The sequence below is a fragment of the Pseudomonas sp. GW822-FHT07A10 genome (genome assembly GCF_058798795.1).
Window position 1 is genome coordinate 362,516 of record NZ_JBXAKV010000001.1, and the last position, 22,961, is coordinate 385,476.

General features: G+C 60.0%; 20 protein-coding genes and 1 pseudogene. 8 read left to right on the forward strand and 13 right to left on the reverse strand.

The annotated features are described in order from the left end of the window. Positions 1-44: 44 nt before the first annotated feature. The 8 genes from AC1RL4_RS01510 to AC1RL4_RS01545 all read right to left on the reverse strand — a co-directional run bounded on the left by AC1RL4_RS01510 (position 45) and on the right by AC1RL4_RS01545 (position 10,686). Entirely contained in the window at positions 45-2,177 is a 2,133-nt protein-coding gene (locus tag AC1RL4_RS01510; protein WP_230172157.1) for a TonB-dependent receptor, read from the reverse strand. Positions 2,178-2,597: 420 nt separating this feature from the next. Continuing rightward, entirely contained in the window at positions 2,598-3,557 is a 960-nt protein-coding gene (locus AC1RL4_RS01515) for a D-isomer specific 2-hydroxyacid dehydrogenase family protein (protein WP_096480391.1), read from the reverse strand. Beyond that, complete coding sequence (locus AC1RL4_RS01520) at positions 3,554-4,741, reverse strand: acyl-CoA dehydrogenase family protein (protein WP_230172159.1); 1,188 nt, start codon at positions 4,739-4,741, stop codon at positions 3,554-3,556. Before AC1RL4_RS01520 ends, AC1RL4_RS01515 begins: the two co-directional genes overlap by 4 nt. A 244-nt stretch (positions 4,742-4,985) precedes the next feature. Then, complete coding sequence (locus tag AC1RL4_RS01525; RefSeq protein WP_230172161.1) at positions 4,986-5,996, reverse strand: ABC transporter substrate-binding protein; 1,011 nt, start codon at positions 5,994-5,996, stop codon at positions 4,986-4,988. A gap of 14 nt (positions 5,997-6,010) precedes the next feature. Further along, entirely contained in the window at positions 6,011-7,381 is a 1,371-nt protein-coding gene (locus tag AC1RL4_RS01530; RefSeq protein WP_019649113.1) for an LLM class flavin-dependent oxidoreductase, read from the reverse strand. Between the two features lie 28 nt (positions 7,382-7,409). Further along, positions 7,410-8,378 carry an ABC transporter substrate-binding protein gene (locus tag AC1RL4_RS01535; RefSeq protein WP_019578555.1) on the reverse strand — a complete coding sequence of 323 codons (969 nt, stop codon included), beginning with the start codon at positions 8,376-8,378 and terminating at the stop codon, positions 7,410-7,412. 119 nt (positions 8,379-8,497) lie between these two features. Next, positions 8,498-10,081, reverse strand: a complete 1,584-nt coding sequence (locus AC1RL4_RS01540; RefSeq protein ID WP_230172163.1) for a rhodanese-related sulfurtransferase — start codon at positions 10,079-10,081, stop codon at positions 8,498-8,500. Continuing rightward, positions 10,078-10,686 (reverse strand): cysteine dioxygenase family protein, encoded by a 609-nt coding sequence (locus tag AC1RL4_RS01545; protein ID WP_019578557.1) that lies wholly within the window; start codon positions 10,684-10,686, stop codon positions 10,078-10,080. Before AC1RL4_RS01545 ends, AC1RL4_RS01540 begins: the two co-directional genes overlap by 4 nt. Positions 10,687-10,906: 220 nt before the next feature. Between AC1RL4_RS01545 and AC1RL4_RS01550 the strand changes: the two genes are divergently transcribed. Both AC1RL4_RS01550 and AC1RL4_RS01555 read left to right on the forward strand, forming a co-directional pair. Continuing rightward, positions 10,907-11,812 carry a LysR family transcriptional regulator gene (locus tag AC1RL4_RS01550; RefSeq protein ID WP_493118968.1) on the forward strand — a complete coding sequence of 302 codons (906 nt, stop codon included), beginning with the start codon at positions 10,907-10,909 and terminating at the stop codon, positions 11,810-11,812. A gap of 345 nt (positions 11,813-12,157) precedes the next feature. After that, complete coding sequence (locus AC1RL4_RS01555; RefSeq protein ID WP_019578559.1) at positions 12,158-12,952, forward strand: class II aldolase/adducin family protein; 795 nt, start codon at positions 12,158-12,160, stop codon at positions 12,950-12,952. A 72-nt stretch (positions 12,953-13,024) separates the two neighbouring features. Here the strand turns inward: AC1RL4_RS01555 and AC1RL4_RS01560 are convergent, their stop codons facing one another. Then, positions 13,025-14,113 (reverse strand): LLM class flavin-dependent oxidoreductase, encoded by a 1,089-nt coding sequence (locus tag AC1RL4_RS01560; RefSeq protein ID WP_019578560.1) that lies wholly within the window; start codon positions 14,111-14,113, stop codon positions 13,025-13,027. A 382-nt stretch (positions 14,114-14,495) separates the two neighbouring features. On the opposite strand from AC1RL4_RS01560, the gene AC1RL4_RS01565 reads away from it, so the two are divergent. From AC1RL4_RS01565 to AC1RL4_RS01590, 6 genes are all read left to right on the forward strand, one after another. Next, positions 14,496-15,380, forward strand: a complete 885-nt coding sequence (locus AC1RL4_RS01565) for an ABC transporter permease (protein WP_096480384.1) — start codon at positions 14,496-14,498, stop codon at positions 15,378-15,380. 1 nt (position 15,381) lies between these two features. Then, positions 15,382-16,194, forward strand: coding sequence for an ABC transporter ATP-binding protein (locus tag AC1RL4_RS01570; protein WP_019578562.1), 813 nt, complete (start codon positions 15,382-15,384; stop codon positions 16,192-16,194). A gap of 25 nt (positions 16,195-16,219) precedes the next feature. Continuing rightward, complete coding sequence (locus AC1RL4_RS01575; RefSeq protein WP_019578563.1) at positions 16,220-17,245, forward strand: ABC transporter substrate-binding protein; 1,026 nt, start codon at positions 16,220-16,222, stop codon at positions 17,243-17,245. A 36-nt stretch (positions 17,246-17,281) separates the two neighbouring features. Continuing rightward, entirely contained in the window at positions 17,282-18,094 is an 813-nt protein-coding gene (locus tag AC1RL4_RS01580; RefSeq protein ID WP_230172165.1) for an energy transducer TonB, read from the forward strand. 85 nt (positions 18,095-18,179) lie between these two features. Continuing rightward, positions 18,180-18,905, forward strand: coding sequence for a MotA/TolQ/ExbB proton channel family protein (locus tag AC1RL4_RS01585; RefSeq protein ID WP_019578565.1), 726 nt, complete (start codon positions 18,180-18,182; stop codon positions 18,903-18,905). Between the two features lies 1 nt (position 18,906). Continuing rightward, positions 18,907-19,308 (forward strand): ExbD/TolR family protein, encoded by a 402-nt coding sequence (locus tag AC1RL4_RS01590; RefSeq protein ID WP_019578566.1) that lies wholly within the window; start codon positions 18,907-18,909, stop codon positions 19,306-19,308. Positions 19,309-19,454: 146 nt separating this feature from the next. On the opposite strand, the gene AC1RL4_RS01595 is transcribed toward AC1RL4_RS01590, so the two are convergent. The 4 genes and pseudogenes from AC1RL4_RS01595 to antB form a co-directional block, all read right to left on the reverse strand. Beyond that, positions 19,455-20,528, reverse strand: coding sequence for a methyl-accepting chemotaxis protein (locus AC1RL4_RS01595; protein WP_413696007.1), 1,074 nt, complete (start codon positions 20,526-20,528; stop codon positions 19,455-19,457). Positions 20,529-20,753: 225 nt separating this feature from the next. Then, positions 20,754-21,020, reverse strand: a pseudogene (locus tag AC1RL4_RS01600) (PAS domain-containing protein); the annotation flags it as partial. Positions 21,021-21,422: 402 nt separating this feature from the next. Beyond that, a complete protein-coding gene (antC, locus tag AC1RL4_RS01605) occupies positions 21,423-22,454 on the reverse strand; it encodes an anthranilate 1,2-dioxygenase electron transfer component AntC (RefSeq protein ID WP_096480380.1) in 1,032 nt (343 codons plus the stop codon). Positions 22,455-22,472: 18 nt separating this feature from the next. Beyond that, the gene (gene antB, locus AC1RL4_RS01610) at positions 22,473-22,961 is read right to left on the reverse strand and encodes an anthranilate 1,2-dioxygenase small subunit (protein WP_018927825.1); all 489 of its coding nucleotides are present in this window, start codon (positions 22,959-22,961) and stop codon (positions 22,473-22,475) included.

Here is a 22,961-nt window from a genome sequence, read left to right on the forward strand (position 1 = left end):
TCCTTGCGTTCAGGCGGTAAGGAATCCGGTGTTCGCGTTAGGGGTTAAAGGTCGTAGCGCACGGACAACAAGAGGGTTCGTGGGTCGTTGATGGAGTAGAAGCGGGCACCGCTGGAGGGCACGTAGCCGACCGATTGCGGGTAGGCGCGGTCGAGCAGGTTTTTCACCGCCAGCGTGGTGGTCCAGTGACCGTCGCCGGAGATGTAGCGGGTGTTGGCGTTCCAGAAGGTCTGCTGGGGGATTTCCTGGACGTCGTCGTTGAGCGCGTTGGCGTAGGACTTGGTCTGGAACTGGGCATCGGTGCCGGCCAGCCAGGTGCCGGGTAATCCGGCCGGGATGGTGTAGTTGAGGCCGACGCTGGCGTTCCAGCGCGGCGAGAACACCAACTGTTTGCCGTTGGCATCGACACCGGCACCGCTGGCATTTTCGAAGTCGTCGTACTGGCTTTCCAGGTAGCCGAGGTTGGCGGTCAGTTGCAGGTCACGGGTCAGCGCGGTCAGGGTTTCCAGTTCTACGCCATAGGTGTGTGCCTGGCCGACGTTGGTCCTTAGGCTGACACCCAGAGCCGGGTCGTAGGCGTTGGTTTGCAAGTCCTTGTAGTCGTTGTAGAACAGCGCGAGGTTGGCGCGCAGGCGCTGATCGAAGAAGTCACCCTTGAAGCCGGTTTCCCAGGTGGTCACGTCTTCCGGCGAGAACGCCTGTTCGGCGGCGGCCTGGGTTGGCGCACGGTTGTCGTAGCCCCCGGCCTTGAACCCTTTGGCGACGTAGGCGTATTGATTCAGGTGCGGCGTCCAGGCGTATTCGAAGCCGAGCTTCGGGCTGGTGGACTGCCACGACTTGCTTGATTCTGCGGTGAAGTTGGTCCCGGTGATCTGCCGGTTGGTATTGATGGCGTAGTTGGTGTACTCGAAGTTTTTGTGCTCGCGGGTAAAGCGCAGGCCAGCGATCAGCGACAGCTGCGGCGTGATTTTGTAACTGCCCTGGCCATACAACGCGTAGCTTTCAGTGTTGGTCGTGCTGTATTGGCCCTGGCCGATGACCCGGTTGCGTGCAACGGAATAGGTAAGGTTGTCGCGGTCCGCTTCGAACTTTTCGCGGTACAGGTACAGGCCGGTGCTGAAGCTGAATTTGTCGTAGTCGCCGTTGAGCTGGAATTCCTGGGTGGCGTAGTCCTGCCTGTAGGTGATCAGGTTTTGTTGGATCAGCGCCGCTTGGCCCGAGTTGTCGTAGTCCACCGGCTGGTTGAACGCCGAATAAGCGGTCACTGATTTGAAGTTCAGGTGGTCGTCAATGGCGTAGATAGCGCGCAGCACCGAGCTGCCTTGGTCGAGACGGTTCTTCGGGTCGAGGCTGCTGTAGCTCTTGAATTTGTCGAAGTGGCCGTTGGCATCAAACGGCGTGTAGCTAGTGGTGTCGCCACGGTCGAAGGTGCCGGCCAGGGTCAGTTGCACATCCCATGGCGAATCAATGGGGTTGAAGCGTAGCTTGCCGCGGTAGGACTGGATGTCGACGTTGTTCACATCCTCGCCACGGGTCGGGTTGGAGACGGTGCCGTCACGGGTCAGGCGAATCGCCGAAAAACTGCCGAACAGCGCGTTGTCCACCAGCGGGCCGCTGATCAGGAACCGACCGTTCTGTGCGTTGTAGTTGCCGCCGCCGAGTTCGAAGAAACCCCGGGTTTCCTGGGTCGGATCGCGGGTGATCACACGGATCGCACCGGCGCTGCTGTTGCGCCCGTAGAGCGTGCCTTGCGGGCCACGCAACACTTCCACACGCTCGACGTCGTTGAAGTCGAGCATCGAGGAAATCGCCCGCGGGATGTACAGGTCATCGGCGTACACCGCGACGGCTGCCTCCTGGATCGGATCGGTTTCGCCGATACCGCGTATCCCGTAGGTCTGGGCGCTGTAGGAGATCGACTGGCGGCTGAGGGTCAGGTTCGGCACTTGCCCGGAGAGGTCACGGATGCTTTTGATCTGCTTGTCTTCAAGGGCTTTTTCGTCGAACGCGGAAATCGCCAGCGGGGTCTTTTGCAAGTCCTCGGTATGGTGTTCGGCGGTCACGGTGACCACGGGCAGGGCTCCCTCCCTGGCGGCTTCTTCGGCCTGGGCCGACAGCCCGAACATCGCCAGCCACACGGCCAGCGGCAAACGGTTTGTACTGAAAATGTTGTGCATGGTGAGCCCCGGGTGTGTGAGTGCTGCGTTGGCGTCGTTATGTTTTTTTCGGCAAAGCGTTGCCCGGGCCAGGGGCCGCAGGCCTTGGCGGTGGGGCGGCTTGAGCCGGTTTTCAGGTTTGGGTGTGGCGATTGACCGTGGGGTGGTGTCGGCCGGAAAAACGTACAGTTCCGTGGGCCTCCACCTGGTCAGGGGTCGGTGATGGTTGTAACAGTATTTGTATAAACAGGCGCTGTAAAAGTCCGATTAGTTATAAGTTAATTATAAAAAATAGGCATTAAGTGTTGTATAGAAATGCGTAAAACTGATGTTTATGTGGGGTAGTTAAAACGCATTCGCGGGCAAGCCACGCTCCTACAGGGGAATGCATTCCAACTGTAGGAGCGTGGCTTGCCCGCGATGACGGTAGATCGACTGGACTCAATACCCGCGTTGTACGTTCGCCTGATTTTCCAACGCCAAACCGTTGAGATAACGCTCAAGATTGGCCAGGAAACTGTCAGCAATATCATGCCGACTGTTGGTGGAAATCGCCGAGGTATGGGGTGACAAGCGCACCCGTGGATGGATGTACAACGGATGTCCGTCCGGCAGTGGCTCAGGCTCGGTGACATCCAGCGAAGCCAGGCCGATCGTTCCGCTGTCCAGTGCTTCAAGCAACGCCCCGTGATCCAGCAGGCCACCACGGGCGATGTTGATCAGGTGCAGGCCGGGTTTGGCACTGGCGAGCACGGCGCGGTCGACGATATGCCGGGTCGCCTCGGTCAACGGCGCGGCCAGCACCAGATGGTCGGAGCGGGCGAACAGTTCATGGATGTCGCGCACCGCCTGCACGCCTTCGACCTCGAACAGCGTCTGACTCTGCCGCAACGCCAGCACCTGGATACCCAATGCGTGGGCCTTGCCCGCCAGGCTGCGGCCGATGGCGCCGAAGCCGAGAATCCCTAGGGTGCTGCCCTTGAGCGGGGTCAGCGCGCTGAAGTTCCATTGCGAGTCGTGCACCCAAATCTCCGGCAGACGCTTGGCAGCGGCGAAGATCGCCGCCAGGGCGAATTCGGCGATGTTCTCGGCGGCGCTGCCCCGCGACGTGCTCACCGGCGGGCCGTTGAACAGCCATTGCGGATAGAAGTCAATGCCTGAAGACACCACCTGAATCCACCGCAGGCCATACGGCCAACCCGGTGGCGGCGTGTCCGGTGCCAGATAGCCGCGCACATTGATCGGCCGCGCCAGCAAGATGCTGACATCCGCCGGCAGGTCGCTGGGCACTCCGACCGGAACGCTGAGGACCTTGGCCCCCGGGTGTGTTTGCTCAAGGCGCTGGCGGATCACTTCGTTGAAGTCTTCATCCAGTTGGCTAGCGATAACGAGCTGGCTCATGGGCGCTCCTTTGGTTGGCGCTGGGCGAAGACCGCTTTACCGACGCCTTGTAGAACGGCGTCGTTTTGAGGGGTGTGAACACGGCTGCACAACACATCGCGGTAATGCCGTTGCAGCGGATTGTGGCGTGACAGACCGGGATTGCCGGATGCCTCGATGGCCAGTTCGACGGCGCGGATGGCGTTGCCGGTCACCAGGTATTTCAGCTGCGCAGCATTGCTGGCCGGTGTGTGACCGTTCGCGGCAGCGTCAAGCAGGCTGCGGTTGGCGAACAGCAGGGTGTCGATGTGCCCGACGGTTTCCTGAAAGCGTGGCAGGGTCGAGAGCGCCGCCCCGAGGTTGGACGGCTTGCGTGTTTCCAGCCAGCCCACCAGCCAGTCGCGAGCTGCCTGGGCGACCCCGTCATAGACCGATGCCAGCAACACCGACATCCACAGGAAGCCATCGGCATCGAGCTCGGGTTGCGGGGCGCTCCAAGGGCTGACGCTAACCGCGTGGTCCAGCGGCACCAGCACATTGTCGAACACCACTTCATGGCTGCAGGTGGCGCGCATGCCCAAGTGGTCCCAGTCCTCGATGATGCTGATGCCGGGGGTGTCCTTGTGCACCAGCCAGGTGCCGACCAGTGGGTCTTCATCGTTGCTGCGTGCCCAGACACTGAACCAGGTCAGGCCATGGCTGCCGGTGGAGTAGATTTTCCGGCCGCTGATCCGCCAACCGGCGGCGGTGCGTCGGGCGATGGTCGCAGGCAGGCCACCGCGCGCCGGGGTGCCGAGATCGGGTTCGACCCGCAAGGCGTTGATCAATGCGCCCTGTTGGACCGCGTCTTGCGCCACTTGCAGGCGCAGCGCTTCGGGCCAGTTTTTACTGTCCTGCAAGTGCGCGTGCTGGATGTACTGCATCACCAGGATCAACGCCGTCGACGGCTCACCTTTGGCAATTGCGCTGATTGCGTTGCGTGCCTGGGCCAGGTTCGCGCCGCCGCCGCCGAGGGCTTTGGGGACGGTCAGGGCGACCAGGTCGTGCTCATGCAGCAGCTTGAAATTGTCATGGGGGAAGGCGCCGCTCTCGTCATAAACGTGGGCAGTGGCGCCGAGTTGTTGGCCGATGCTTTCCAGCAATGCTTCGAAGTTGGCCGCTTCCACCGATCGCAGTGGCGGAGCGTGTTGAGAAGAAAGACTCATAGGAATTCACTCAATCAAAAAAAGGTGAGAAGTCGATAGTTGTTCCGATGATCACTGTGGCGAGGGGGCTTGTCGGAACGCCGCATCGCCCCGTTGGGGCGCGAAGCGGCCCCGTTTCGATTTCCCACCTTACCGAGTCGCCAGGTTTTACGACTGCTGCGCAGCCGAACGGGGCGATGCGGCGTTCCGACAAGCCCCCTCGCCACAGGTGTTGTCACAATGGAGCGTTGTGTGAACACAGGGTTCATAACGGCAGCAACCGAAAGTTTCTGTCCCACAACGGACTCACATCGAGCCGTTCGCTTAGCACGCCCGCATCGAAGAACAGGTCGGCGACTTCCTGTTGCGAGGCGATGGCCTGGTCGTTTACTTCGATGATTTTGTAGGGTTGGCTTCGGCTGTTGTGCATGTCGAGAAACACCGCTTTGTCGACGCCCAGCAGTTGCGCCGATTTGGTTGCCCAGGGTTCGGGGTTGTTGTTGATCCATTCCAGCGTGCGCGCCTGTCTTTGCAGGTAATCCTGGATTGCCTGCTTGCGCAGCGGGTCTTCCAGTGCAGCGGGCCGGGCGGCGATCAGGTAGTTACCGGACAAGTAACCCAGGGCGGTTTTCAACACCCGGGCGCCACTGCGGAATTTCGCCAACTGGATGAACACGCCATAGATCACCCAGGCATCGAGCTGGCCACTTTGAAACGCGGTGAAACCGTCCTGCGGAGTGAGCGCCACCGCCGTGATGTCGTTCAGGGTCAGGCCCTGTTCCTTCAGCGCCTTGATCAGAAAGTAGTGCGAGGTGGTGGAGCGCACATAGCCGACCCGCTTGCCGCGCAACTGGCCGACCGACTCGACCTTCGAGTCCTTGGGAATCAGGAACACCTGATTGTTCACGTCGCCTTGCAGCACTGCGATCAATCGCGGCTGGCGATGGCTCTGGATCGAGAAAATCGGTGGGATCTCACTCATATTGCCGAGGTCCAGGCTGCCCGAGGCCAGCGCTTCGACGATCAGGTTTCCGCCGGCGAACTCCGAATATTCAACTTTGTACGGCGTCGTGGCGGTGCCAGCGTCTTCGACGAAGTACGAGTCCTGGCCCCGGTAGGTGGCGACCCCCAGGGTCAGGTCCGAAAGGTTGGTGCTTTGGGCGAACACGCGTGAGGCGAGTCCCAGCGACGACAACCCCAACGCGCCGAGGGCGATGGAGCTGGCCGTCAGGAAGCCGCGCCGATTGAACTGTCCGTGTGTGATCGGTTTGGTCATGGTCAGGCCCCTCGTCAGATGGCCGCCAGCAGCGGGTTGAAGGATCCGCTCACTGCCGCGCGTTTTTCTTCAGCCTGCGCGTAACGGTTGACGGGCACTTGCAGGCCAAGGTTGTCGCGCAGGGTGTTGCCGCTGTACTCACTGCGAAACAGCCCGCGCTTTTGCAGCACCGGCACCACGAGTTCAGTGAAATACTGCAGGCCGTCCGGCAACACCGAATTGATGATGAAGCCGTCGGCGGCGTCTTCCTCGAACCACTTCTGAATGGCATCGGCGACCTGTTCGGGTGTGCCGACGAAATCGCGCCGTGGCCGGGAGAAACGCAGGGCCACTTCACGCAAGGTCAGGCCTTCGTCTTTGGCCAATTGTTTGATCCGGTCCGAGCCGCCTCTCTGGCTGTTGGAGCCCAGGTCGCCCAGTTCGGGGAACGGTGCGTCCAACGGGTATTGGCTGAAGTCATGGTCATTGAACGGTCGACCGAGCGCGACGATGGCATCTTCGATGCTCACCAGCTCCACTGCCTGTTGATAGCGGCTTTCAACTTCCGCTTCATCGCGGCCAACAATCGGACGGATGCCGGGCAGGATCGACAGCTCTTGTGCGTCGCGGCCGAAGCCGTTGGCGCGTTTTTTCAGGTCCTGGTAGTAGGCGCGCGCTTCGTCGAAGCCCTCGGGGCTGACGAAAATCGCATCGGAGTTTTCGGCTGCGAAGTTACGGCCGTCCTCAGAAGTGCCGGCCTGGAAAATTACCGGCTGACCTTGCTGCGAACGGGCGATGTTGAGCGGGCCTTTGACCGAGAAGAATTCACCCTTGTGTTCCAGGGCGTGCAATTTGCCGGGGGTGAAAAACTCACCACTTTGTTTGTTGTAGGCGAAGGCGTCGTCCTCCCAGGAGTCCCACAAACCCTTGACCACCGCCACGTGCTCCTTGGCGATACGGTAGCGCACGGCGTGGGGCGGGTGCTCGGCCTTGCCGAAGTTGTCGGCGGTGCCGCTGAGCCACGACGTCACCACGTTCCACCCCGCGCGACCGCCGCTGATATGGTCCAAGGATGCAAACTGCCGGGCGACCTGGAACGGTTCGGTGTAGCTGACGGTGACGGTCGCCACCAAGCCGATGTGCCGGGTGGTCGCGGCCAGGGCCGAGAGGATGGTCAGCGGTTCGAAGCGGTTGAGGTAATGCGGGCTGGACTTCTCGTGGATGTGCAGGCTGTCGGCGATGAACACGAAGTCGAACTTCGCCGCTTCGGCCAATTGCGTTTGCTGTTTATAGAAGCCGAAATTCACACTGGCGTTGGCCAGAGCCAGTGGGTGGCGCCATTCGCCCCAGCCATGGCCGACGCCATGGACCATTGCACCGAGTTTCAGTTGACGTTGTTTGCTCATGGTTTCTACTCCTGAATCCGTCGCATCGTTAGCGCGATGCCTGGTTAAGTTGCGCACGCGGGGCGTTGAAGCTTTTATCGAAGCCTTGGGAGACATCGATGTGTTTGGTGAGAATGCCTTCCTGCTGATAGATATCCGCGGTGGTTTGCAGACCGCTGATGACCTGGTCGTCAATCGCTACCGGCGCTATGTGTGTGGCTTTGGCCACCGCCAGGTGCACCGCCAGCGGCAAGCCAGTGACTTGCGCCTGGGCGGCGGCAAACTCTTCGGGATGGGCGTTGGTCCAGCGGTAGGCACGATCGATGCGGGCAACGAAGTCGTCGAGTTGCTGGCGCTTGTCGGTGATGGCCTGGCGGGTGGCGGCCAGGTACAAGTGATTGGTCAGCAAGGTGTCGCCGCTGACCAGCACCTTGGCCTGGCTCTGCGTGGTGGCAATGGTGGTGTAAGGGTCCCAGGTCGACCAGGCGTCGGCGCTGCCGTTATCCAGCAGAATGCGCGATTCGCTGGGCAGCAGGTAAATGAACTGCACATCCTGGGTGCTCAGGCCGACATCGCGCAAAGCCTTGATCGCCAGGAAGTGACCGATGGAGCCGCGGGTGGTGACGATCCGCTTGCCCTTGAGGTCGCGGGCGTCGTTCAGCGGCGAGTCCTTGGGCGCGAGAATGGCCGTGGTGTAGCGGCCCTCGGCATGCACGATGCTGACGACTTTGAGCGGCGCGCCGGCCCCGAGGGCAAACACGTAGGGCGCATCGCCCAGACCGCCGATGTCCACCGCACCGGCATTCAGCGCCTCGCCCAACGGCGCGGCGGCGGGAAACTCGGAGAACTGGATTTCGTAGGGCACATTCTTCAGCTCGCCGGACACCTCCAGCAGTACCTTGAGCGTGGATTTCTGATTGGCCACCCGCAGCGGTTGCAGGTCGGCGGCTTGCGCCGTGGTGCCGAGGCTGAGGGCGACGGCCAGTAGTAGCGATTTGAAGGGCAGGGTGATGCGCATAACGGCATGCTCCAGGCGGGTCTTGCTGTTTCAGGGCACCTCCGCCTGGAGAAAGGGGTCGGTCCGAATTTAATGTCAGGTGGCTGATGTGCCCGCAAAAGGCACACGAGCCGGGGTGTTCAGATCACGAAAAAGCCATGGGTACCGTCGCGGGCCAACTGGTCCACCAGCCCGAATTCCCAATCCAGATAAGCCTGCATCGCTTCACGCGGGTTATCGGTGCCCTCGTAAGGGCGGCGATAGCGGTCGATGCGCGGCGAAGCCAAGTGAGTTTCGCCGTGCTCCAGCGGCAGTTGCGCGGCGATCCAGCTGGCAGTGCCGTCGCGCAGCAGAAACACCGATTTTCCGGTCAACGTTTCGACCTCGGCGACCGCCAGCCGCGCCAACTGGCTGCTGCCGCAGGTCAGTACATACCGCTGCGCCGGCGGTACCTTGGCCAGGGCTTCACGCAATTGCCCGCGCAATGCCCACCACGCGCCGGGGATATGGCGTTTCACGTAGTTGGCGCTGCTGGTGAAATCCAGCACCACGCTGTCACCCTCGGCCAGCCATTGAGACAGGGTTTCAGCGCTGATTTCCTCTACCTGCGGCGGCGTGGGAACCGGCGCCTTCCACGCACCTTTTTCACTGAAGTGCGCAGGCTGCAAGTCATCCAGCACATGCACCTCCCAACCCAATTGTGCGAGCCATGAGGCCGACATGTTGGCGCGCACGCCATCATCGTCGACCAGCACCAGGCGCGCGCCGCGCACACTGGCGAAGTGGTCGGTTTCCTGCACCAGTTGGCCGCCGGGCGTGGAGCGGGAAGCGGGCAGGTGACCGGCCTCGAATTCTTCCGGGGTGCGTACGTCGAACAGGTAAGTGCTGCGGCTCGGTTCCTGTTGCCAGCGTTGCAGGTCGGCCAGGGTGGCACGGCCCACCAGCGTTTTGTCGGCGACGCGACGGGCATCGCGGGCGGCGATGTGTCGATTCTCTTCGCTGGTCGGCGCGAATCGGCGCGATTGGCCGTGTTCCAGGGCTTGACCGGCGAGGGTCCAGCCGATGGTGCCGTTGCGCAAGGCTGAAACCGGGTTGGCGATGCCGGAGTTGACCAGCGACTGCGTGCCGATAATGCTGCGGGTGCGCCCGGCGCAGTTGACGATGATGCGGGTCGCCGGATCCGGCGCCAGCTCCCGGGCACGCAGCACCAACTCCGCTCCCGGTACGCTGATGCCGGTGGGAATGCTCATGGTCTGGTACTCATCGAAGCGCCGGGCGTCGAGCACCACCACATCGGCCTCGCTGTCGAGCAATGCCTGGACCTCTTCCGCCGCCAAGGAAGGCGTATGACGCTGGCTCTCAACCAGTTCACCAAAGGCTTTGCTCGGCACATTGACGTCGATGAACAACTCGCCGCCATTGATGCGCCAACCTTCCAGGCCTCCCTTGAGCAGCCTGACATTGACATAGCCCAGGTCCTGCAAGCGCTGCACGGCGATGCTCGCCAGGCCTTCGCCGTTGTCATAGACCGTCACCGGTGTATCGCGCCGGGGTATCCGTGAGTACACCTCAAGCTCAAGTTTGGACAGCGGGATGTTGGCAGCAAACAGTGGGTGCGCTTCGGCGAAGGGGGCTTCTTCGCGTACATCCACTAACGCCAGTTCTTCACGGTTCAGCAGCGCCTGGCGGATCTCGGCGTAGGAGCGGGTGAGTGCAGTGCTCATAAGGCTTGGCTCTCTTTGGACACATCCCAGATATTGGGGAGGACGGTGTTGGAATAACCGGAGATGAACAGTTTCTCGCTGCCATCGGGCTGGTACACCGCGCGGCGCACGGCGCCGATGTTGGCGCCATAGACATGGATGCTGATGGAGACCTGATCGTTGTAGGCGTTGCTGACTTGATGAATGTCGCCGATCCGGGGCGATACGGCTTCGACCTGGCCGGGGAGCAGATGAACCCGGTTGCCCTCGGCCACCAGTGTGCCGTCGGCGTGGCGTTCGAACCCCTGCGAATACTCCGCGCCGCGCAACATACCGATCAGCCCCCACACACGATGGTCATGGATCGGTGTGCTTTGCCCCGGCCCCCAGACAAAACTGACGACACTGAAACGCTGCCGTGAGTCGGCATGCAGCAGGTATTGCTGATAGCGCTCCGGGTCTGGTCGGGCAAAGTCTTCGGGCAACCAGTCGTCATGGCTAACCAGTTGGGCGAGCAGTTTGCCGCCACGGTGCAGTAAATCGCCTTCGCGGGGGTTACTGTCGATCAGTTCCGCCAGGGCACCTATGAATGCTCTGAGTCTCTCTGGGTGTCGGGCTTGGGTCATGGCGATTCCATCGTCCGTGTTGAAAAGTGATGTCATGATTTAAGCATAATGATTTTGCTTAATATGCTATTTTTTAATGATTAGGTTATAGCTGAAAGGAATTTAGAACCCTTGTGCATAGCGTTAGACGTTATCGATAGGCGCGCCGGGCTATCCAGATATCACCAATAGAACTATGCTTTTCAGACATCTTATTGACTGTTCTCTATGTGCGGGCCAAATGAAAATTGATGATATCGACGCCTTTGTCGAAGTGATCCGTTGCCAGTCCATCAGCCATGCCGCCGAGTCGCTGCAACTGACTCAACCCGCCATCACACGGCGTGTGCAGAACTTTGAGCAGGCGTTGGGCGTGGAGTTGTTCGACCGCAACACCAAGCCGCTCAAGCCCACGCTGATCGGCACGCGGGTGTACGAGCAGTGCCGTTTGATCCTGCGGGAAATGGATGCCTTGCGCGAACTGGTCGCCACCGACGCGCCGCCCACCGGGCTGTTGCGCCTGGGCGTTCCGCAAACCATCGGCGATGTGGTGCTGCTCGATGCACTCAAGCACCTGCGAATCGAATACCCCGAATTGCGCGCCCAGGTGGCCACGGGGTGGGGCAGTCAATTGGTCGGCAAAATCGAACGCGGTGAACTGGACGCGGCGGCTGCGCTGTTCCCGGCCGGGAAGATTTTCCCCGACAACATTGTCGGTGAGTCGATCGGCAAGATGGAACTGGTGGTGGTGTGCGCCCAGGCGCAATTGCCCAAGCGTCCGTGCAAACTCGCCGACGTTTACCAGAGCGGCTGGATTCTCAACCCTGATGGTTGCGGCTTCCGCGCCGGGCTGCAACGAACCCTGTCGGACCAGGGCCTGGCCCTGCGGGTGAACCTGGAAACGTTCGGTACCGAGTTGCAGCTGGGCCTGGTCGCCGATGGCCTGGGCCTTGGGCTGGTGCCGCGTCCATTGCTGGAGCGCAGTGCCCACCGCGAGCAATTGGCGGTGATGCTGCTCAAGGACTTCAAGCCGCTGATGGACCTGTGGCTGATCTATCCGCATTTTCTCGGCAACCTGCAAGGGCCGGTCGACGCCTTTGGCAAACTGGTTGCCGGGTCGCTGCAGAAGATCAAGAGTGCGGCGTGAGGGGAGTAATGCTGTTTACTAAAGCCGTAATGTGATCTGTAGCAGCTGGCGAAGCCCGCGTTCGGCTGCGCAGCAGTCGTGAATTCGGCTAGTGCGGTCTGCCTGACACACCGCAATCACTGGTTTGACGACTGCTTCGCAGTCGAACGCAGCCTCGCAGGCTCGACAGCTGCTACAAAGAATGCGTCGCGGCTGAAATTGCTGAAGTGAACGGCATTAGCGTGAGAAGGGAGATTTATAATAAAAAAAAATAATAATTAGCTTAGATTAAAATGTGCTTTTTATTATTTTTTGCCTTCCCCTAGGCTTGCTGGAGATCCTTAAGGCCATCCAGGAAGTTTTGCCATGAGCAGCGTCAGCCCGTTATCCAGTGTCTCGAAAAATGTTCGCCAGCGCGTCAGCCCCGAAGAGTGGGAGGTGCGTGTGAAACTGGCCGCGGCCTATCGGCTGGCGGCCTTGTTCAAGTGGACTGATCACATCTACACGCACTTCTCCGCAAGGGTGCCGGGCCCCGACGAGCATTTCCTGATCAACGCCTTCGGCTTGTTGTTCGATGAAATCACCGCCTCCAACCTGGTCAAGGTCGACATCGATGGCACCCTCGTCGACGACCCGACCGGGCTCGGTATCAACTACGCCGGTTATGTGATCCACAGCGCCATTCACGGTGCGCGTCCAGACCTGCAAGCGGTCCTGCATACCCACACCCGCGACGGCATCGCCGTGTCCGCCCAGCGCGATGGCCTGCTGCCGATCTCTCAGCATTCCATTGGTTTTTCCGGGCGGGTGGCTTATCACGGTTATGAAGGCATTGCGCTGGACCTGGACGAGCGCGAACGGCTGGTGGCGGATCTGGGTGACAAGAGCGTGTTGATCCTGCGCAATCATGGGTTGTTGACGGCGGGCATCAGCGTCGAGCATGCGTTCCAGCAACTGCATGTGTTGGAGCGGGCCTGCACTATTCAGATCGCGGCACAGGCGGGTGGCAACGCCGAACTGATCTTCCCGCCGGCCGAAGTGGTGGCCAAGGTCGAGAAACAGGCCGAGGTGTTCAAAAGTGGTGACGGGCCGGGTGTTGCCCGGCACTGGAATGCGCTGATTCGGCAGTTGGAGCGCAGCGATACGGCTTATAAAGAGTGATACGAATCCACTTCAAAAGAGAGGGGCCTACCGCAAGGTAAGCCCCTTTTTTGTTTCGCAGAATCGGGGTGGTCAAGCCACTTTTTCCGCTGCTTGCCGTTCACGCTCGGCCACCAATTGGCGGGTCAGTGGGATCAGCCGCTTGCCGTAGTCGATGGCATCGTCGAGCGGGTCGAAGCCGCGAATCAGGAAGGTGGTGATGCCCAGGTCGTAATAGTCGAGCAGGGCTTCGGCGACCTGTTCCGCAGTGCCGACCAGCGACGTCGAATTACCTTGCGCGCCGAGCAGGCCGGCGATGCCGGTCCACAATCGCTTGTCCAGCCGCGAGCCCTGGGCCGCTGCCGCGAGCAGGCGCCGGGAGCCTTCGTTCGGTGGTTCGCGGCGGACAAAACCGTTCTGCTCGGCGAGGGCGGTAGCCTGTTGCAGGATGCGTTCGGCACGCTCCCAGGCTTGCGCTTCGGTGTCCGCCAGAATCGGTCGCAGCGACAGGCTGAAGCGGATGCTACGCCCGTGTTTGGCCGCTTCGGCACGCACCTGGTTCACCACTTCGCGCACCTGTTCGTAGGTTTCACCCCACAGTGCATAAACATCCGCATGCTTGCCCGCCACCGCGATGGCCGCTGCCGATGAGCCGCCGAAATACAGTGGAATGTGCGGTTGCTGCGGCGACTTCACCGCCGAATGCGCGCCCTCGACCTGGTAGTACGTGCCCTGATAGTCGAAGGGCTTTTCACTGGTCCATTCCTGGCGCAGTACATCGAGGTATTCATCGGTGCGTGCGTAGCGTTCGTCCTTGCCGATGTAACTGCCGTCGGCCCGCAGTTCGCGGTCGTCGCCGCCGGTGATGATGTGCACCGCGGTGCGTCCGCCATTGAGCACATCAAGGGTGTTGAACTGCCGCGCGGCCAGGGTCGGCGCGGCGAAACCTGGCCGATGGGCGATCAGGAATTTCAGATTCTTGGTCACGCTGGCGGCATGCGAGGCAATCAGCGTGCTGTCCGGGCTGTTGGAGTGGAAGGCCACCAAGGCGCGGTCGAAACCGGCCTCGTCATGAGCGCGGGCGACTTTCTCCACGTACTCCGGTTGCAGGGTAGGGCCGCTGCGAGGGTGGATCTCTGAAGAATGATGACCGCCGATGTAACCGATGAATTCAATACTCATGATGAGTTCCTTGTCGTTGAACGGGCGTGATTAAAGCCTCCACCGGGCAAGGGGTCGGTCTGTGGTGTGGAAAGTAGGCGCAGCGGGGCAGGGCTGTGAAATGCCGTTTTGTTCTAAGTTAATTATTAAATTAATTGATTACTTTTTGTTTGATGTATCAGAGATACGCATTTTGTGTTGAGTCGGTGGCAGACCCTGCAAAGGACCCGGGCTGAGCCGGTTTACTATGCAAATAATTTATCTGGCTGATCAGCTATCTGATTTTTAATCATATTAGGTTATTCCCAAAAAGAATTTCACTGAGGTTTTTTATACGAATAGCATGAATCCGAAGCAGACGCATGGCGCCTCCAGCCATGTTCTTTATGAGGAAGGAAGCCTGATGACTGAAAAGACTTTCGATACGCCGAGCGCCAGTAGCTCGTTTTCCGTCAATAAGGCCGCTCGCCTCACTGGTGATAGCCGGGGTGCGTCAAGGTTGCTCCCCGATTGGTTGCGCAACTGGCGAACACCTGAGGCATTGCTGCGATTGATCAGCCCGATTGCGCTGCTGCTGTTGTGGGAACTGGCGTCGCAGTGGGGGCTGATTCCGCAACGCGTGATCGCCGCGCCGTCGCAGATTGGCGGCACGCTCTGGGCCATGATCACTTCCGGGGAGCTGGGCAAACATCTGCTGGTATCCCTGCAGCGGGCGCTCGTGGGACTGAGCATCGGCGTAAGCATCGGTGTCGTCGCGGCGCTGATTACCGGCCTGTCGAAGCGCGGCGAAGTGATCCTCGATTCGCCGATGCAGATGCTGCGCACCATCCCTTCGCTGGCGCTGGTGCCGCTGTTCATTCTCTGGTTCGGTATCGGCGAGTTCACCAAGATTGCCCTGATCGTGACCGGCACCACCTTTCCGGTGTACCTGAACCTGTTCGCCGGCATTCGCAACATCGATCCCAAACTGATCGAGGCGGCCAACACTCTGGGCCTGAATCGTCGCGAGTTGATCTGGCATGTGATTCTGCCGGGCTCGTTGCCCTCATTCTTCGTCGGCCTGCGTTACTCCCTGGGAATTTCCTGGCTGGCCCTGGTGTTTGTCGAGCAAATCAACACCACCGCCGGCATTGGCTATCTGGCCAGTGATGCGCGGGATTTCATGCGCACCGATGTGATCGTGATCTGCCTGCTGATTTACAGCGTCCTCGGCCTGTTGATCGACGGACTGATTCGTACGCTGGAGCGTTTTGCCCTGGCCTGGCGCCCATCCTTTGTGAGGAACTGATATGTCGAGCATCGATCTTTTGGACGCGTCTAAAACCGCGCATTCAGCAGCACCCGTACAGCTGCGCAATGTGGTGCGCCAGTTTGGTCAACAGCGGGTCATCGACGGCCTGGACCTGGACATTGCCCCCGGCGAATTCGTCGCGCTGCTGGGGGCCAGCGGTTCGGGTAAGACCACTTTATTGCGCAGCCTGGCCGGACTCGACAGCATCGACAGCGGCCAGCTGCGGGTGCCCAAGGCGCGGGCGGCGGTGTTTCAGGAACCTCGGCTGATGCCCTGGAAGCGCGCCTGGAAGAACGTGATTCTCGGCCTGCACATCCCCGATGCCAAGGCGCGTGCGGTGCAGGCGCTGACCGAAGTGGGCCTGGCCCATCGCCTGGAAGCCTACCCGGCGACGCTCTCTGGTGGCGAAGCGCAGCGAGTGGCGCTGGCCCGCGGTCTGGTGCGCGAGCCCAAGCTGTTGCTGCTTGATGAACCGTTCGCCGCACTCGATGCCCTGACCCGGATTCGCATGCATCGGCTGATCATCGAGCTATGGCGCAAACACACGCCGGCCGTGCTGCTGGTGACCCACGACGTGGATGAAGCGATCCTGCTGGCCGATCGGGTCATCGTGCTGGCCAACGGCAAGATCGCCGAGCAATTGACCATAGACCTGCCGCGGGCCCGGGATACTGGTCAGGAAGGCTTTCAGCAAATCCGCGCGCGTTTGTTGAGCCTGTTGGGGGTTGAAGCGAACGAGCCAGCGATTCAAGCGGCCGGCGCTGTACCAGCAGTGTCGACTGGCAACGTCCGGCGTTTTGCTCATGGCTGATTTTTTGATAAAGGAATTTTTTGCCATGCCAGGACGCATCTGGAAAACCACGGCTGTGCTGTTGTCTGGCGCCGCGCTGTTGCTCGGCGGTTGCGGTGAGACCGTCGAGACAAAGTCCTCATCGGCGGCCCAGTCAGATTTGTCCGGCGTGACGCTGGTGCTGGGCGATCAGGCCAAGGGCCTGCGCACGGTGGTCGAGGCGGCGAATGCGCTGGAGGGCATCGACTACAAGGTGCAGTGGGCCAACTTCCAGGGCGCCGCGCCGCTGTTCGAAGCCCTGCGCGCCGGCGCTGTCGATCTGGGGCCGGCCGGTGATACCCCGGTGCTCGCGGCGGCGACTGGCGGCACGCCGTTGCGGATTGTCGCGGTACGGCGCAGTCAATCGAGAGGGATCGCGATTCTGGTTCCACCGGATTCAACGATTCGCAGCGTTGCGGATTTGAAAGGTCGCAACGTGGTGGTGTCGTCGGCCCGAGGCAGCATTTCCCAGTACCTGCTGATTCGCGCGCTGGCCAATGCCGGGGTCGATGAGAAAGACGTCAACGTCGGCTTCGTCTTGCCGACCGACGCCTTGCCGGCGTTCAACGCCGGGAAAATCGAAGCCTGGGCTACGTTCGGGGTGTATCAGGCATTCGCCGAGCAGAAGGGCGCTCGGGTGCTGATCAGTGGCGAAGGCATCAACACCGGGCTGACGTTTATCACCGCCTCCGATGAAGTGCTGACCGACCCGCTCAAACGCAAGGCACTGAGTGATGTATTGCGGCGCTTCGCCAAGGCGTTCGAATGGGCGCAGCGCAATCCCGACGAGTACGCTCGGGTCTTCGCCAAGGTCAACGACATTCCCCTTGAAGTCTCGCAGACGCTGCGCAGCTGGGGCGATGAGTCGCTGTTGCCGGTTGAACCGCGGGATGTGCAGGCCTTGCAGCAAGTCGATGACTTGTTCGTGGAAAAGAAGATCTTTCCCCATCGTGTTGATGTGGAAAAACTCACCGATACGGCGGTGTTTTCCGCTGCGCCACTGACAGTCACGCAATCGGAACCGTCGCGGTAGTCCGGGTTCTACCTGAAGATTTACAGGAGTCTATCAATGGGCAATGTCCAGAATGCCGCCAGTGCCCTAGAGGTGTTCCGGCACCCACTACCCGGCGGTGAACTGCTCGATCTTGGCCGGGTCTTCCGGGAACCCTTGGCGCTGTCGCGGCAGCTCAGCACGCCCAGGCACGTGTTGAGTCGCCGCGAAGCGGTCTTGCTGGGGGTGTTCGCGTTGGTGTTGCATGGCGCGGTGATTGTCTGGGTCAACCAGACCCCGCCGCCGCAACTGCCGGTGGTGCCGCCTGAGATTCCGCCGATGACCATCGAGTTCTCGCAGCCGGCGCCACCGGTGGTGGTGCCTCCACCGCCGGAGCCGATTCCACAACCCGTGGTCGAGCCACCTCCTTCCGTGGAGGATGAGCTGGCGATCAAGCCATCGCCTCCCAAACCGATTCCCAAGCCCAAGCCTGTGGTTAAACCGGTGCCCAAACCCGTGGCCAAACCGGTGGAGCAGCCGCCTGCGTCACCTGCGTCGCCACAACCGGTCGCCGCACTAGCGCCACCCGCACCGCCGCCACCGAAACCGGTGACCCCGGCGTCGGCCAGCGCTGGTTACTTGAAGAACCCAGCACCGGAATACCCGTCGCTGGCGATGCGTCGCGGCTGGGAAGGCACGGTGTTGTTGCGTGTGCACGTCCTGGCCAGTGGCAAGCCCGGTGAAATCCAGATCCAGAAAAGCAGCGGCCGCGACCAACTTGATGACGCGGCACTGGCGGCGGTCAAGCGCTGGAGTTTCGTCCCGGCCAAGCAGGGTGATGTCGCCCAGGATGGCTGGGTCAGCGTGCCCATCGATTTCAAAATCAAGTAACGCAACCTGTCGACGTATACCGCGGGCCACCTGACAAAAGGCGCATCGCTACAACCGATTTAATGCCTTGTTGGAGAGCCTGACCATGAACCTGATCGCATCCCCTTTCGAATCCATCGAACACACTATCATCTGGCTGTTGATCCTCTTTTCCGTCGCCACCTGGGGCCTGGCTTTGCTCAAGGGCGTGCAGTTCACCCGTCTCAAGACCCAGGATCGCAAATTCCATAAACACTTCTGGGCCGCTTCCAGTCTCGATTCCGCCGCTGAATTGGCCCATGGCCAACCGGGCGCTGCGGCTCGCGTGGCACTGGCCGGTTATGCCGCGATCCAGGTGCCAGAGGGCGCACAAGCCGCCGACTTGAGCCAGGCGATCAACCACCAGGACCGTCTCGAGCGTGCCCTGCGCCAACAGATCGTGCGCGAACGGCGTTCGCTTGAAAGCGGCCTGGCGATCCTCGCCAGTATTGGCAGCACCTCGCCCTTCATCGGCCTGTTCGGCACGGTATGGGGCATCATGTCGGCCTTGAAAGGCATCAGTGCGGCAGGCTCGGCGAGCCTGGAAACCGTGGCTGGGCCGATCGGCGCAGCACTGGTTGCGACGGGCGTAGGTATCGCTGTCGCGGTGCCGGCGGTGCTGGTCTACAACTACTTCCTGCGTCGCCTGAAACTGACCGTCGCCGACCTCGATGACTTCGCCCACGACTTCTACAGCCTGGCGCAGAAAAACGCGTTCCGCGTTCTGTTGCACCCGGTGCTGAGCAAGTCCGGCGCGACCGTCGCCGGACAGCAAGTCAAGGAGGCCTCCTGAAATGGCCTTCTCCACACAAGACAGCGATGAAGTGCTCAGCGAGATCAACGTTACGCCACTGGTGGACGTGATGTTGGTGCTGCTGGTGGTGTTTATCGTCACCGCGCCACTGCTGACCAACGCGATCCCGATCAACCTGCCGAAGACCGAATCGGTGGCGCCGGTGGAACAGAAAGATCCGCTGGTGGTGAGCATCGACGACAAGGGCAAGGTGTTCATCAACAAGGACGAGATCCAGGCGGATCTGCTCGAGTTCAACCTACAAGCGGCCAAAGCGAAAAATCCCGACGTGCGCGTGCAACTGCAGGCGGACAACGGAGTGAATTATGGCGAAGTAGCGCGGGCGATGGCCTCGATCGAGCGGGCGGGGATTACCAAGTTGTCGGTGATTACGGCGAAATAGGTTTCGGGTTTATTGCATTGTGGCAGGGAAACGGCCTATGAAGGCCGTCCCCATGCCGATTGTGGCGCAAACCACTTGAGGTCGGTGCTCTCCCGTATTTTCGCTGGTCAACTGCGAGCTTCTTCGGTCAGCTCAAACACCTCTAGTCATCGATTAAAGCGCTCGACCAATGAATACTGAGTATTAGCCGTCCGGGTCAACTCCTTGCTTAACTCTGCCGAATGATGGGCCTGCTCTGATGTCTGATCTGCCAGGTGCGCGATGGTGGTGATATTACGGCTGATTTCCTCTGCAACGGCGGTTTGCTCTTCAGTGGCCGCTGCAATTTGGGTTGTCATATCAGTGATATTGGCGACCGCTTCACTGATACCTACCAACGCTTTGTCTGCCTCAAGCACCCACACCACACCTTCTTCGGCCTGACGGCGACCACTTTCCATCGTCTGCACGGCGTTATCGGAAGACATCTGGAGCTTGGTTATCAGGCCATGGATCTGCGTCGTGGATTCAGAGGTGCGCTGTGCCAACTGACGCACCTCGTCCGCCACCACGGCGAAGCCTCGACCCATATCACCAGCGCGCGCAGCTTCGATCGCGGCATTCAGGGCCAGTAGGTTGGTTTGATCGGCAATGCCTTTGATGACATCGACCACGGTTCCGATTTCATTGCTGTCCTTGGCCAACTGCGCGACCGTCTGCCCGGTTTCGCCAACCACAGCGGACAGTCGCTGGATCGCTTCGCGGGTATCTCGGGCCACATCGCGTCCGCGTCCGGTCAGCAAGTTAGCTTCTTGGGAGGCGTCAGCGGTGCGTTGGACATGGCTGGCGACTTCTTGTGTGGTCGCCGCCATCTGATTGACCGCTGCGGACACTTGTTCGGTTTCGACACGCTGGCGATCAAGACCCCGTGAGCTGTCGGCGGCCAATACGTCGGACCTCCCGGCTAGTCCGCTGAGTTGCTCCGCGGTGTCCTGCAGACGTGTAAGACAGGTCTTCAGGCGCGCGGCCTGGCTCACAAAGGCGGTTTCAAGGCGTGCCTGAGGGCCACACTCGTCGCTGTACATTTTCGCGATCAGTTGATCGGAGGTGGAGGGTTCAGCCATCTGTAGCAAGCGCAATGTCCCCTGCTTTTGCCAGCGCGTGACGATCAGTCCGAGCGGTGCAGAGACAACTGCCGTGATGGCAATGGCCACGAAGGTGTTGAGTAAGACACCACTCAAAGCCCCCGCCAAGCCCATAACCAGGAATGGCAGCCAGCCAAGCAGGGCCGGTTGCCACTTGTCACGCGCGGGGATGGCCGCCTTGCCCTGACTGATGCGCTTGTAGAGGGATTCGGCGCGGTGAACTTGTTCGGCAGTGGGTTTGACCCCGACTGATTCATAGCCAACCACTTGGCTGCCTTCGAAAATCGGTGTGACATAGGCATTGACCCAGTAATGGTCACCGTTTCTGGAGCGGTTTTTGACAATGCCCATCCACGGGTTGCCTTGCTTGAGAGCGCCCCACATATGGGCGAATACGGCAGGAGGCACATCGGGATGGCGGACGATATTTTGCGGTGCGCCAATCAGGTCGGCTCTGTCGAAGCCACTGATTTCTACGAAGGCGTCATTGCAGTAAGTGATGACTCCTCGAGCATCTGTTGTCGAGATGAGTTTCTGTTGAGGTGCAAGCGCGACCTCACGTTGCGTAACGGGTTGGTTGTTCCTCATTCCTGCAGCTCCCTGGGTCCGGTAAAAAAGCCATCGGCAGACGCCAGGAAAATGTGAGTAATTTTTTTAAAATTATATTTAACAACAATGAGTTACATCAATTTTGCTCATTGGGGATCGGGTCCAGAATGGTTTTTTTCCAGGTCCGTCCTCGACATCCAGGTTTACGCAAGGTTGTAGGAATGGCCTTGTCTGGATTACTTGATTGACGTCAACCGCCTGTGTCGGCCTGCTCTGTATTCTGCGCTGAAACCGACTGTTGGTAGCGCAACAGCGGATGATGGCGTCTAGTGCACGCCAAACCTCGCTGATTCTTTGAGGAAGGGAGGTTGGCTGCGAAGTAGTCAGACGATAAAAAAACAGGGAAATATCTGGATGCCTCTCCGGATAATTCCCTGTTGCTCAATGTGTGGAATTGCTATCGATAAACTTCTCGTAATACATCTGGAACTGCTCGATCTTCTGATCGTTGAACCAGGTTTTAATCGCGTCGACCATGGGCGGAGGACCGCACAGATAGATGTCGAATGGGTTGGCTTCGAAGGACTGACGGTCGAAGTGGTCAGGAATCCACCCGGTTTTACCTTGCCAATCCACGGAGGGTTTTGAAACCACAAGGTGATAGTCGAAGTCGGCGATTCGTTCGCGATAATCAGCCAGGCGTTGAGTTTCGCACAGGTCATTGTCCTGGGTGACGCCATAGAACAGTTGGATCGGGTGCCCGCAGCCACCTTTTTCTGCAATGTTATCAAGCATCCCGAGGAAGGCCGACAGGCCGGTTCCTCCTGCCACCAGTACGAGAGGCTTGGTCACCTGACGTAGATAGAAGCTCCCCAATGGGGCCTCGAGCTCGAGTACTTGACCGGGGCGGCAATGCTCACGGATGAAGTTGCTCATCACGCCATCAGGCAGGAGCCTGATGAGAAACTGCAATTGGTTGGTGGGGTTGGGGCGGTTGGCGAATGAGTAGGAGCGCCACTCACTGGTGCCCGGTACATGCAGTCGAGCGTATTGCCCCGGAAGAAAGTCCAATTGCTGCTGGTGGCCGCAAGCGTCCAGATGAAGGATCGCCGTGGTGGCCGACACCTGTTCTACACCGGTGATCACCGTTTGCAGTAACCGGGTTGCGCCAGCGTTGCACAAGCTCGAATCGAAGTCGAAATAGAACGACGCATCCGATTGCACGCGGGTCTGGCAAGAGAGCATTTTGCGTTGCGCCAGATCCTGTTCGGAAAGGGCCTCTTCATCGACGTAGTCTTGGGTGAATTGGCCTGATTCGCAGCGACCCTGGCAAGTGCCACAGACACCTTCGCGACAGTCCAGCGGGATGTTCACGCCATTGCGTAGCGCGGCGTCGAGCAGCAGTTCGTTGGGCTTGACCTCGAAGAACGAGGTCTTGCCATCTGCGAAGCTGAAAGCGACTTTATGGTTCATGACAGCGTGCCCCACAGTTCACAGGTGATAGAAATCAAGCACTGAGTTGATCGTGTCGTTGAGCAGCACGATGTGCTTGCGAGTGATCTTCCAGCTGTCTGCGTCCGCTTTGAGGTGGTAGGTCACATGGCCGTAGAACTGCTCGGACAGCCCTTGCCGGGTGTAGAGCGTGACCCAGGCTGCCTTGACTTCAAGCAAGCCGTTATCGATCTCCTTGATTCGCACATTGCTGATTTGATGCAAGGTGCGCGGCATCGGGTTTGAAGCCGCCGACTTGCCTGTGCGCAGACGAAATACCCGGTCTTCCAAACCGGAGCGGTTCGAGTAGTAAATCAGCGACATGCCGCGCTTGGGATCGGTGGTGTACACATGCTCCGACTCCCATTGCGGCAGGTGGAATTCGCTCTGTTCATCAAACAGGGCGATGTAGGCGTCCCAATCCTGCTGATCACACAGCTCGGCTTTGCGGTAGAGGAATTGTTCGACGGAATGTTGTAGTGCGCTCAT